The organism is Oligoflexus tunisiensis (assembly GCF_001748245.1).
GTDB lineage: Bacteria > Bdellovibrionota_B > Oligoflexia > Oligoflexales > Oligoflexaceae > Oligoflexus > Oligoflexus tunisiensis.
The window spans coordinates 990,080-1,002,599 of sequence record NZ_BDFO01000001.1 but is presented as its reverse complement, the minus strand read 5'-3'; the positions used below and the strand labels follow the sequence as shown (position 1 = coordinate 1,002,599).

At 55.4% G+C, this 12,520-nt stretch carries 8 protein-coding genes; 2 read left to right on the top strand and 6 right to left on the bottom strand.

Annotation, left to right across the window (positions count from 1 at the left end; genetic code table 11):
* Positions 1-43 precede the first annotated feature (43 nt).
* The 4 genes from OLTU_RS04460 to scpA form a co-directional block, all read right to left on the bottom strand.
* A complete protein-coding gene (locus OLTU_RS04460) occupies positions 44-1,129 on the bottom strand; it encodes a hypothetical protein (protein WP_141731551.1) in 1,086 nt (361 codons plus the stop codon).
* Between the two features lie 153 nt (positions 1,130-1,282).
* Positions 1,283-2,662, bottom strand: coding sequence for a cytochrome P450 (locus OLTU_RS04455; protein ID WP_141731550.1), 1,380 nt, complete (start codon positions 2,660-2,662; stop codon positions 1,283-1,285).
* 117 nt (positions 2,663-2,779) lie between these two features.
* Positions 2,780-3,763 (bottom strand): methylmalonyl Co-A mutase-associated GTPase MeaB, encoded by a 984-nt coding sequence (gene meaB / locus OLTU_RS04450; protein WP_141731549.1) that lies wholly within the window; start codon positions 3,761-3,763, stop codon positions 2,780-2,782.
* The gene (gene scpA, locus OLTU_RS04445) at positions 3,760-5,913 is read right to left on the bottom strand and encodes a methylmalonyl-CoA mutase (RefSeq protein ID WP_141731548.1); all 2,154 of its coding nucleotides are present in this window, start codon (positions 5,911-5,913) and stop codon (positions 3,760-3,762) included. Before scpA ends, meaB begins: the two co-directional genes overlap by 4 nt.
* A 271-nt stretch (positions 5,914-6,184) precedes the next feature.
* Here scpA and OLTU_RS04440 point away from each other — a divergent pair, with 271 nt between their 5' ends.
* Entirely contained in the window at positions 6,185-9,373 is a 3,189-nt protein-coding gene (locus OLTU_RS04440) for a TonB-dependent receptor (protein WP_218109835.1), read from the top strand.
* Positions 9,374-9,489: 116 nt separating this feature from the next.
* Positions 9,490-10,284 (top strand): transglycosylase SLT domain-containing protein, encoded by a 795-nt coding sequence (locus tag OLTU_RS04435; protein WP_218109834.1) that lies wholly within the window; start codon positions 9,490-9,492, stop codon positions 10,282-10,284.
* A gap of 34 nt (positions 10,285-10,318) precedes the next feature.
* On the opposite strand, the gene OLTU_RS04430 is transcribed toward OLTU_RS04435, so the two are convergent.
* Both OLTU_RS04430 and OLTU_RS04425 read right to left on the bottom strand, forming a co-directional pair.
* The gene (locus tag OLTU_RS04430; RefSeq protein ID WP_218109833.1) at positions 10,319-11,560 is read right to left on the bottom strand and encodes a methyltransferase; all 1,242 of its coding nucleotides are present in this window, start codon (positions 11,558-11,560) and stop codon (positions 10,319-10,321) included.
* A 360-nt stretch (positions 11,561-11,920) separates the two neighbouring features.
* Positions 11,921-12,451 (bottom strand): hypothetical protein, encoded by a 531-nt coding sequence (locus OLTU_RS04425; RefSeq protein ID WP_141731544.1) that lies wholly within the window; start codon positions 12,449-12,451, stop codon positions 11,921-11,923.
* Between the last annotated feature and the right edge of the window lie 69 nt (positions 12,452-12,520).

Below are 12,520 nucleotides of genomic sequence, written 5' to 3'. Positions count from 1 at the left end.
CTTTTATAGCCGGGACTGAGTGCATCTTCAAAGAGGAATCGGGTTATTTTCCGCAGCGCGGGGCAATATTATCGATACCAAAGCCAATCCCCGTGGCGCCAGGAGGATTGAAACCGTAGATTTGCAGTCGGGTGATCGTGTTCGAACCGTCGGGGGTCCGCACCACAAAGCGGCTCAACTGGCCATCCCGGGGCCCGGCCACGGAAGCCTGGACCTGGATCTCATCCACGATCTGACTCTGCGCATTCAGCGCGCGGATCACATAGGTTTCCGAGAAGTCGACATCCACCAGATCCAGACTGGCCTCTTTCACCGGACGATCGTAGTCCATCACCAGAGTTTCGGTGGTTTCCGCCTGTCTATGGCGATCGGTGATAAAGAACTTGCCACCGGTCTGGTTGGTCTGCAGGAAGTTGCCGGTGTTATTCGGCCCTCCAAAGTATCCCAGAGGATTGGCATTGGGCTGATTGTAAAGGGCGAGCAACACAGGTGCGCCTGTCAACGTGGAGAAACGCACACCATGACTCACACGGAACTGATCGGACACCGCGATGCCTACGCCGACCTTTTCACCCAGACTTTCGAACTGGATAGGTGGCAGAGCGCAATCTTCATTCCAGATCATCACAAGCTCAGTCTTAACCGAGGTCGCCAGGCCATCAGCGGTAAAGGCGACGTCAAACGTAACTTTCGATTCGATGGCGGCTGCATCAGCCTGAATGTTGAACATGACCAGCCAGTCCCGATTGTTTTCTTCGTCCAGAACTTTGATATCCACGGCGGAACCCTGGGTCTGATAGGTCCAGGAGATTTTTTCCGCCCGGGCTTTGAAATTCTCCACCACGCCGCCATCAGCCTCAACGCGGCAGCCGACCTGTTGCTGCAGGCCCGTGGTATCGGTGGAAAGCCTGGCGCAAACAAGATAGGCGCCGGTGATAGGCGCAGGAATGTTCACACTTTCATCTACCGGGGCGTCGGCTTCATACTCCGGCTGTTCCCTGTCGATATTTTTTTCTTCCAAACGACCCGTCGTGGCGCTGGCCGTCGCATCAGGCTTCAGCACACGATCTTTCTGGCAAGCCAGAAGCGAGCCGAGAATTACCAGCCATGTGAAGCGATGAAGATTCACGTCAGCACCTTTCATACGGGTCGTATGTTTTGAAAAAGAAAGCGTTATAATCCTATCGGTAAAAGCCGGCGCCGCCCTAACCCTTTCCCAAGAGGGGCGCCATAACCTTGGAATCGTTTGATTTTTTCCTGGTCCCGGACCGATAATTTCTGTTCACCGCCGACTTAGTCGCAGCGTAATACCAGGATCTGCGACCAGGGTGATGAGTGGTTTGATGGTATAAGGAGCGTCCTTGACCGCCTCCATTTTGAAATGCCGCATGAGTGTCGCCAGAATGATCTGGGCTTCGAAGCGGGCCAGGCTTGAACCGATGCACGACCTTTGTCCCGCTCCAAACGGAAAGTAGGCAAAAGGATGCCGCCCCTTGGATTCCTCGGCGGAAAATCGTTCGGGACGAAAGACTTCGGGCCGCGGCCAGTATTTGGGATGGCGATGGGTCAGATACTGAACACAGATAAAGGTGCTGCCGCTCGCAAAACGATAGTCCTGAAATTCAATATCCTCGGTTGCTTCCCGACCGATGGCCCAGGCTGCCGGATAAAGACGCATGGCTTCGGAAAACACGTTCTGGGTGTACTCCAGATTCGGCAGATCGCTCATGGACAAGGTCGATTGGGGCAACGCTGCATATTCGAGGTTCAGGTTCTCGACGCAGCGAGGATTTTTTGCCAGAAGTTCAAAGGCATAGGACAGCGTAATGGCCGTCGTTTCATGTCCCGCCAGCATCAACGTCGTGACCTCATCCCGCAGAAGCTTGTCGGTCATGCCGGTGCCGGATTCCTCGTCGACGCTCTTCAGATACTGCGAGAGCAGATCCTGATAGCGATCGGGATGGGCGCGATGTTCGCTGATGATCTGATACACGATCTGGTCAAGATCCTGGATCGCTTTCTTTGCCTTCAAATTCCCGGGTGTGGGAACGGTCATCGGCAGCGTCCAAACCGAATAGAAGAGAAAGTGGGCATAGTCCTGCAGAACCCGGAGCGCCTGTTTCACATCCTGCGCGCGATCATGCATGTTGATGGAAAACAGGATCCGCACAATGATGGTAAAGGTGAGTCGGGACATTTCATCCGAAATATTCACGAGCGGATTGGTCTTGATCCTTTGATCCAGCTCCTCCACAAGTTTCAGGCACTCTTCCTGAACCACATCAAAAAACCCATGAATCGCCTTCTGATGAAACTCGGGATTGGCCAGGCGCCGCTGCGTCCGCCACAGATCCCCGCCGCTGGTCAGCAGGCCTTCTCCGAGCAAGGGTTTCAGGCGCCGATAGCCAAGCGATTTGCGATTGTTCTTCTCGGTGTTCAGGAGGATCCGTCCGAGAAGATCCGGCTGAGTGACGAGATAAATCGGAGCCAGAGCAAATGGCATCCGCACGACATCCCCATATTCCTTTTGCATGCGGGTGAGGAAACCCAGTGGATCGCGGTTCATTTCGTTCAGGAATTTCAGAGGCGTGTAGTAGCGAGGTCCGGGGACAAAATCAGGCGTTTTGGGGCGAACAACATTGAGCAAGCGATCTGCTATCATAGTGCTTCCCTTCTCATCTGAGGTCTAAACCTGGGATGACTATAACAGATGGGGAAAGGGAAGATACAAAGACTGTGTGAGGGCTCGGTCCGATGAATAAGCGATATTGATCATACCTCAATCTGGCAGATTCAATTTCAAAATTGCCTGCTGAGCCGCCTCAGTCGGCGCCATGGTTCCGTGCATCACCTTGCCTTTCAACTCCTGAACCTTGCTTTTGAACCCACGATCCCGCAAAAGCGAATCCATCAGCTGATCATGCAGTTCGGATTCGAACCACTGCTCCCGCTGCTGCTGCCGTCTCTTTTGCAAACGTCCATCCGAGGACAGTATCTTCAGGTTCCCAAGGATCGTGTCGTAAATCTCATGCAAACCCTTCTTCTCCACCGCACTGCACATCATCACGCGCGGCAGGAGCCGATCCGGGTCCGGCTGCATGTAATGCAGGGCCATCTCATGATCCACCTTCGCGCGACGCGCCGCCTGTTCGAACGCTCCATCCGCCTTGGTGACAACGACCAGGTCCGCAAGTTCCAGAATCCCTTTTTTAATCCCCTGCAGCTGATCCCCCGCATTGGGCAGCTGAAGAAACATGAAGATGTCGACCATCGAACTCACCAGCGTCTCCGACTGGCCCACCCCGACGGTTTCAATCATGATCGTATCGTACCCGGCCGCTTCGCAGAGCAGCACGCACTCCCGCGTGCGACGGGCCACACCGCCAAGGGACAGACCGGACGGCGACGGACGGATGAAACAATCCGGATGCACGGCAAGTTCCGCCATCCGCGTTTTATCCCCCAGGATGCTTCCATGCGAACGCGGAGAGCTTGGGTCGATCGCCAGCACGGCGAGTTTATGACCCTGCTGCAGAAAAAATTTGCCGAGGGCCTCGATGAACGTGGATTTCCCCACACCGGGTGAGCCGGTGATGCCGATACGATTCGCGCGCCCGGTCTTCGAATAGATGGCCGAGAGGAGTTTGCCCGCGAGGAGACGATGCTCCGGACGCCGGCTCTCGATCAAGGTCAAAGCCTTGGCCAGTCCCCGCCGATCCCCGGAAATCAGCGCGGCCTCCAGACCCTTCAGGTCGATGCTCATCCCTTCCTCGTCCGCTTGATGGCTTGCAGGGTTTCCACGGCCGCCGCCGGCACGGGTGTTCCCGGTCCAAAGACCGCGGCCGCTCCGTTTTGAAAGAGAAATTCATAGTCCTGCTGCGGAATGATGCCCCCCACAACCACGGCAATATCCGAGGCCTTCTGCTGCTTCAGAAGTTCGATCAAACGCGGAACCAGCGTCTTGTGAGCGGCTGCCTGCGAGGAGATGCCGATCACATGCACATCGTTTTCAATCGCCTGCTTCACTGCCTCTTCCGGCGTTTGAAACAAAGGACCGATATCGACATCAAATCCCAAATCCGCGAACCCGGTCGCGATCACCTTCGCGCCGCGGTCATGTCCATCCTGCCCCAGTTTGGCGATCAGGATCCGCGGCTGACGCCCTTCCTCTGCGGCAAACGCGGCCACGGCCTGACGGGCATCATCAAAATCAGACTTCATTTTGTACTCCGCTGCATAAACCGCGCTGACGGATTGAATCGGGGCCCGATGTTCACCGAAGACACGACGCATCGCATCCGAAACCTCACCCACGGTCGCACGGGCCCGCATGCAGTCCACCGCGAGTTCGAGCAGATTGCCGTTGCCACGCGCGCCGGCTTCCAACGCCTCAAGAGCCGCTTTCACCCGGGCGGCATCCCGTGTTTTGCGGATCTCCTGCAGACGGGCCACCTGCTGCTCACGCACCTTGGTGTTATCGACATCCCGGACCTCGAACTTGGATTCCTCTTTGGTCTGGTACTTGTTCACCCCAACGATCACATCCTGCCCGGAATCGATGCGCGCCTGTTTCCGTGCTGCGGCTTCCTCGATCTTCAGCTTGGGAAAACCCTGCTGAATCGCCTTGACCATGCCGCCCGCCTCTTCCACTTCATGCAGAATGCGTTCGGCTTCGTTCAACAGATCCTGCGTCAGCGTTTCCATGAAATAGCTGCCACCAAAGGGGTCCACCACATGGCAGATATCGGTTTCCTCCTGGATGATCAGCTGCGTATTACGCGCCAGGCGGGCTGAAAAATTCGAAGGCAGACTCACCGCCTCATCAAACGAGTTGGTATGCAGCGATTGGGTTCCGCCAAAAACCGAGGCCATAGCTTCGATCGTGGTACGGATGATGTTGTTGTAAGGATCCTGCTCGGTCAACGAATAGCCCGACGTTTGACAGTGTGTGCGCAGCATCGAGGAACGAGGATCCTTCGGATTGAACTGCTGCATGAGTTTATACCAAAGCGTCCGCGCGGCCCGAAGTTTGGCCACTTCCATATAGAAATTCATGCCGATCGCAAAAAAGAACGAAAGGCGCGGTGCAAACTCATCAACCTTCAAACCACGGGCTATCGCCGCCCGCACATATTCAATGCCATCGCCCAGCGTGAAAGCCAGCTCGATGGCGGAATTCGCCCCGGCCTCCTGCATGTGATAACCGCTGATACTGATGCTGTTGAAGCGTGGCATGCGCTGCGCGGTATAGCCGATAATATCCCCGACGATGCGCATCGACGGTTCCGGCGGATAAATATAGGTGTTGCGCACCATATATTCCTTCAGGATATCATTCTGAATCGTGCCCGAAAGCTCTTCCGGCTTGACTCCCTGCTCCTCACCCGCCACGATATAGGCTGCAAGAATGGGAATCACCGCGCCATTCATCGTCATCGAGACGCTCATTTTCTCGAGCGGAATCTGATCGAAGAGGATTTTCATATCCTCTACGGAATCGATCGCCACACCGGCCTTGCCCACGTCACCGGTCACCCGTGGATGATCCGAATCATAACCGCGGTGGGTGGCCAAATCGAAAGCGATCGAAAGACCCATCTGTCCTGCGGCGAGATTCTGCCGATAGAAGGCATTGGATTCCTCGGCCGTTGAAAAACCAGCATACTGCCGAATGGTCCAGGGCTTGACGGTATACATGGTGGCCCTTGGTCCGCGGGTATAGGGCGCAAAACCTGGCAAGGTATCGAGCGCCTCCACCTTTTCCAAATCCCTGGCGGTATACAGAGCTTTGATCGGCACACCTTCCGGTGTCTGCCTTGTCAATGATTCAAGAGGGGCGGAACCCAGATCCTTGCGTGCGAGGTTTTCCCAGGCCGAAAGATCCTTGCTGCCCGTTCGATAGGAGTTGCTCATATATATGTGTCCTTATGTCTGCCCTCAGCCGCTGGATTTTAGTGAAAAGCGCGACAGGTAGCCAGAGCTTTCATTCCGGGCGGATTACACCCAATTGACATAATCTAAAACGAGTCTATTCTTCGCAAAATGAAAAACGACTGTGAAGAAACACCCAATCTTTTAACAGAAAACTCCCGGAGAAGCTTAGGTTTTTGACCTTCCCATTTGTATGAGTATCTTGTATGAGAATCGCTCTTCTTTATCTGTTCCAGTTACGAAGGGATGTCTGATGCTTCAGGATAGTCGTTTGCATGCAAGGACTCGGGTGATGCCAGGGCTTCCGGCCTGGCTCATAATTTTACTCAGCTGTCTGACCCTGCTCGGGACAACCCGGGAAGCCTGGGCTCAGATGACTTCAGCCAGCTATCGCGGAACGGTAGTGGACGCCGAAGGCAAGCCCGTGGAAGGCGCGGAGGTGGTCCTTGAATTCCCGGCGGCCCAGGTTCGCAAGCAGGCTCTGACGACGACCAATGGTCAATTTGCGTTTACTGGCCTGCGCGTCGGCGGACCCTACTCCCTGAAAGCCACGAAGGAAGGCCTGCAGGAGGTGACGCGTGAAGGCATTCAATTGAATGCCGGTAACAATACGGGTGACATTTTCACCCTCGGCAAGGCTGAGGTCATGCGAGTCACCGCCGCCCGTGAGGTCCAGACATCATCCAAGGCGTCCTTCTTCAGCAGCGATATTCAGGCGACACCTTCCGTGAATCAGGATCTGAAGGATATCATCCGCCGTTCTCCGGATGCCGTGGTCGATAACGGCCGCCTCAGCGTCGGCGGTGCCAACAATCGATTCAACAGCATCACCGTCGATGGCATGCGGCAGGACGATTCCTTCGGCCTTAATTTCAATGGCTATCCCACCCAAAGAAGTCCCATCTCTCTGCAGGCGGTCCAGGAAATTTCCGTGGAACGCTCGCCCTTTGATGTCCGCTATGGCAACTTCCTGGGCGGTGGCATCAACGTCATCACCAAATCCGGAACGGATGAATTCGAAGGTTCCGTCCTTTACACCCGCCAAACCGATGGTCTGACCGGCCGCAAAACCAAGGACAAGACCTATAAATCCGACTTTGAAGAAAACCGCCTGGGCCTCTCACTCAGCGGTCCCATTCTGGAAGAAAAACTGTATTTCTTCGCCAACATCGAAGGTTTGACCGCTACCTCACCGTCCACGGTGGGGGCCATGGGTTCAGGCAAGCCCTTTCAAGTGGAACGCGTGACGGTCGATGAAGTGGCCCAGGTGCAGGATATCGCCAGCCGGGTTTACGGTTTCGATGCGGGCGTTCCCTCCCAGAGCCAGCAGGAAAAGGATCTGAAGGGTCTCTTGAAACTGGATTATAAAATCAACGACGATCATCGCCTGGAGGCCAAATATCAAAGAGCCCAAGGCAATAACTACAACGCAGGCGGGGCCAGCGAGCGCAACCTCTACCTGACTTCCTATTCCTATGAACGAACCGATACCATGGACAACATGTCCCTGCGACTCTTCTCCGACTGGTCGGAGGCCCTCTCAACCAAAGTCGAGATCAGCAACAAACAGGTGAAGACCGAGCAGGAGCCGCTGCATGGCAATGATTTTATGGAGGCCGAGATCAAAACGGAGGCCGAAGGATCCATTTTCATCGGCCCCGACCGTTCCCGCCATGCCAATGAACTGGAAAACTCGAGCAACATCATTGCTGCGGAAGTCAACTATCTCCTGGATGAGCATCTCATCACGGGCGGTGTTCAGGTGGAGCAAATCGATATCTATAACCTCTTCGTTCCCAGCAGTCAGGGGGTGGTCGCCTACGATAGCCTTGCTGAGTTCGAAGCCCGGGCTCCTTCACGCTTTCAATACAGCAATGCCATCACCAACAATCCCCATGATGCGGCAGCGGACTGGGGATACAGTGTGTCCACCATCTTCCTGCAGGATGAATGGCAGCTGACCCCACGCCTCACCGCACGCGCTGGTGTCCGCACTGAACTTTACAGCGCGAGTGGCGATATCACCCTGAACGAAAATTTTGTGAATCGCTATGGTTTCAGCAACACCGAGGATATTTCCGGCAAGCAGGCTATCCTGCCCCGTCTTGCTCTGGCCTATAAAGCCAACGAAGATCTACGATTCCGCGGTGGCTTTGGGCTTTTCGGCGGGGGAACACCAGCGGTCTGGCTTTCCAACAGCTATACCAACGATGGCGTAACCGTGGACCAATTCACGACCACCGATGCAGCGACCATGGCTGGGTTTGATGGCCGCAATATTCCTGAATCCATTACGTCCCAACTTGTTCCTGGTGATGGCAACGTCGATGCACTCGATCCGAATTTCAAAATTCCTCAGTCCTACAAGTTCCAGGCCGGCTTCGATTATAAGTTCGACATTCCCGATGTCATCGACGACGTGATGTTCGACATGAGTTACACCTACACGCGCACCCGTTATGGTCTCCTTTGGAAGGATCTGCGGCGCAACAATCCAAGCTTTCCGCACAACCTGCCGACCGCCACCGCTCCGGACGGCCGCCCCATTTACGACACCACGCCGGCTTCCACCACGTTTGGCGAGGAATTCAATGTCAACCGCGGCCACGATATGTTGATGACCAACACGGACAAAGGCTACGGTCATACCGCCAGCATGAGTCTCTATAAGCGCTTTGATAACGGCTGGAATGTGTCCACGTCCTACGCCTGGCAGGATGTTCAGGAAGTAAATCCGGGCACGAGTTCCGTCTCGACCAGTAACTATGGAATAGTTGCCATTGGCGATGATCCCAATAATCCTGGACTTGATCGTTCGATCTATGAAACCAAACACCGTTTCATCGTGAGCACCGGCTATGAAACCAGCTTCTTCGAGGATCTCACTTCAAGCGTGAACTTCTTCTTTGAACGCCGCTCCGGTCAACCCTATAGCTTTACCATGGGTGGTAACCGCGACACCCTCGGTCGCATGTATGGCGAAAGCTCGGCCTTCTCCGGCCGCAACCGTATGCTCTTTTATGTGCCGCGAGGCGATGGCAGCGACGTGATCCTGCAGGACATCGACGAAGGGGCGTTCAATGCCTTCCTGAATAAGTATGGTCTCGACAAATATCGTGGACGCGTGGCACCACGGAATGCCTTCTTCAGCGACTGGGTGCAAAAACTCGACATGCGTCTGTCTCAGGATTTGCCAGGTTACGGTGAGACCGGCAAGGCTCGCATCGTGTTCGATATTGTGAACCTGCCCAACTTCCTCAACAAGAACTGGGGCCAGGTGAAGCAGGTCGACTTCCCTTACATGGCAGCCGTCACGGATGTCGGCTACGATGCCGTGACCAACCGCTATATCTATAGCAATTTGCGCAAGACTGAACCCGATTCCGTGCGTCTTTTGGAATCCGTGTGGAAACTGCAAATCGGTATCTTCTACAACTTCTGATGGTTCTCTCGCAAGGCTGCCGCGCGCAGCCTTGCCTCTCTCCCATTTGACATCCTCGCCGCGCTCGCTTAAGATTTCTGCCTGACATCACCCTTCATCACGAGACGTTTATGCCCATGCTGCGTTTTGCATGGACCGCGGCGCTGCTGCTCTGCGTGTCCTGTGCCGATCCCTTGCCGCCTGTGTCCAGCGAGCCCTTGGGATATCCCGTGAGTTTGTCCTATGCCGCGGCGCCTGTTATGCTGCGGGCGGAACAGCCTGAAGAAATGGAACTGGCTTCCTATATCCAGCACAAAGTTCCGAACTGGGGCTACCGTCCTCAGAGTCCGGAACTTCTGGCCTTTGCGATCCGCACGCTGGCCATGGATTTTGATCTGGATGCGCGGCTTCTGACCGCGATGATCGCCCAGGAATCGGCGTTTGATGCGCGCGCGGTGTCGCCGACCGGCGCCGTAGGGCTGACCCAGTTGACGGTAATCGGCATCAGCGAATTTCTCGATCAAAGCGGAGTCGTCTACGCGCATCTCGGCAATCGCGTCTATGCCGGCAGCGGAACAGCCTACTTTCAGGAGGCGATACTCAAACATTGGACGACCTTTCCCGTCAGCAGGGAACTCGAGGACTTTGCCGCCCGCACCGCCTGGGCCCGGTCATGCAAAGAACGCATTTTTTCCAAGCCGGATCAATACGGAGCCCAGATCATCGCCGGAGCCACGATTTTGAAAGCGGCCATCGGCTATGTATGCGCGCGCAGTTCACGCTGTACGCCAGCCACCATGGGGCAGGCGGAATGGGTCCGGGCTGGCCTGGAGCGCTATAACGGGGATGATACGCCGCGTGCGGATGGCGAGCCGACCAAGGTTTATTATGCGAGAAAGATTATGGCAGCGGTTGAGGCCATGCGTTTTTAGATGATGCGAGGCGGGCGTCACAGGCCGAAGCGGGTTATGCATTCTTAAACGTCGCAAACAACCCCAGATTCCGTGGGGAGACGCTGTGATCAAAGAACTGCCGCAGCTCCACACGGTGGCCCTGCTCTTCCATCCACAGCGCCCGATCGAGCAGAAGAAGAACCTCCAGCGGCCGGGCGAAAACATTCCGGACCACATTGATGACGAAAAATTCCCGCATCGAACGCGCAACATCAGATCGCATGATGTAACCGTCCGCCTTCCCCGCCCGCGCTGCAAAATCCAACTGCAAAAAGCGGAAACGATCGGCCGCGTAATCCGCAAAACTCTGAGCATAGATAGCGCGCGGCGCATCCCCTACCGCCAGAAATCCTGCGGCCAGGCCTTCCTCCTGCAAAAATAAATGCAGAGCCAGGCGCCAGGTATTCACCCGCTCCTGCATGGCCAGTTCTTCCAGACTGCGACGCCGGCCGCGCGTCGCCAGAAACAGCGCAAACGATGTCCAGGGCAAAGGATGCTGCCTGGCCCAGGCACTCTGCTGACAATCGCGCGTGACATCCATGCGATCATAGCAACAGCCAAAATTCAAAACCGCACGGCTTCTCTGACTTTTCTTCAAATGCGCCCAGGCCAGCGGCCCGCAGGTATGCAAACCCACACTCAGGCAGTCCCCTTCAAAATAAGGATCCAGGGCATCCTGTCGCGCGCTCTGCATTTCCCCGTTCACAAATTCCAGCGGCACATCCGTCATCCGCAGTTTTTGCAGAAGGGCACGCCCCATGTTCTGCAGATCCGCATTGCGATCAATACTCACAAGCGGCAGCCGCAGTTCCGTGGCCAGCGTGCGGGCCAGATGCCCCACACCACCGCCCAGATCCACCGCACGCTTCACACCGAGCGCCTCGTTCCTTTCTACAAGAAAGGGAAGAATGGCCGCGATCTCGTGCTGTTTTTTGGCTGTCATGCGCAGGGTTTGGGTTTCCGATAAAGGTATCGCAGACGGACTCCGAGGAAACTGCACCAGGGGTCGCACCGCTTCCCAGAACCTGCGAAGTCCCGGGGGCATGTCCAGTCCCTCCGGTATCTCCATGGCTCCGGCCAGAACATCATCCAGCTGATGCATGGCATCCAACGGCCAATCGAGCAGCGGCTGCCACCAGTCATCCGGCAAAGCGTCGCGGCATGCCGGCCAATAGTGCAGAACAGACTGAGTCCAACAAGGCGCGAAAGGTTTCAAAAGTGAAACCAGCTGCTCATATCGCCATGCGAAGTTCATCTCAGTCGTCAATCGTGAAATCTCCCAAGGAATCCTACGCTTTAGCACACAAAATAATAAGACACAAATGCCAGCAAACCACGCCAAATAAGCGACTAACTTTGTTCTGCAATCAACTGATTTCCTGGGGAATTTCAGAAAATTTGAAAAAATTCGTATTCAATTCAACTTAGGACTGGCCAGCCAGTCAATAGTCGGTTACAACAGAAGAAGAACACTCGAGACTTAGCAATCAACCTGTTCGAGTTGGAGAACGATATGAATCGGATTCCACTCCAGGCTGGTAAGAAGACAGGCGAGAGAGGTCATCATAATGTGATGGGGATCCGCGGGAGCCAGGCTACCGCGGATTTTTTTTGGTCACAAGGCTGGCTTTGAAGCCAGGGATTTCTTCGGTTTCTTTTGCTGGCGACTTTTGCCAGCCGCGGTCTTGCTCTTCCCCGTCTTCTGCGCCAGGGTTCTCTTCACCGACCTGGTCGCAACGGCTGCTTTTACCGCGTTCACAGGAGGAGCGACCTTCGCATCCTCGACTTTCACCGTTTCCACAACGGCGCTTCGCTCAAGAGCGCCTTCCACCGCATGGATAGTCATAACTTCTTCAGCGGAACCATCCGCCAGGATTCGTTCCGCTTCGGGTGCCGTGCGCGCGTCCAGCTGCATGGTTGTGCTTTTCAAATAGGATACGCAGCCCCACAGCACCACCAGAGCGATGATGCCGATATTCAGCCGGGTCTTGAATTGTGACATCCAAACATCCGCCTTCTGCAGCATGACCATATCCGTCTGCGGCGCGTCCATAGGGGCCGCAGGATCCTGAGTTTTCGTGCCTGGCGCCAGCAGCGAATTCGCCATCGGCGGCTGGCTGGTCGTCTTTTGGGCTGTCATGCTCATGGTGTTCCTCCGTACACATCATCCCCTGCTTTTCTTTCGGCTCAGTCCCGCGACCCCGCAAGTTTTTCC

What these genes read in the sequence shown, in the direction of transcription:
- OLTU_RS04455 (WP_141731550.1), bottom strand. Translation starts at nt 2,662, where the DNA reads ATGATAGCAGATCGCTTGCTCAATGTTGTTCGCCCCAAAACGCCTGAT.
- meaB (WP_141731549.1), bottom strand. Translation starts at nt 3,763, where the DNA reads ATGAGCATCGACCTGAAGGGTCTGGAGGCCGCGCTGATTTCCGGGGAT.
- scpA (WP_141731548.1), bottom strand. Translation starts at nt 5,913, where the DNA reads ATGAGCAACTCCTATCGAACGGGCAGCAAGGATCTTTCGGCCTGGGAA.
- OLTU_RS04440 (WP_218109835.1), top strand. Translation starts at nt 6,185, where the DNA reads ATGCTTCAGGATAGTCGTTTGCATGCAAGGACTCGGGTGATGCCAGGG.
- OLTU_RS04425 (WP_141731544.1), bottom strand. Translation starts at nt 12,451, where the DNA reads ATGAGCATGACAGCCCAAAAGACGACCAGCCAGCCGCCGATGGCGAAT.
- OLTU_RS04435 (WP_218109834.1), top strand. Translation starts at nt 9,490, where the DNA reads ATGCTGCGTTTTGCATGGACCGCGGCGCTGCTGCTCTGCGTGTCCTGT.
- OLTU_RS04430 (WP_218109833.1), bottom strand. Translation starts at nt 11,560, where the DNA reads ATGAACTTCGCATGGCGATATGAGCAGCTGGTTTCACTTTTGAAACCT.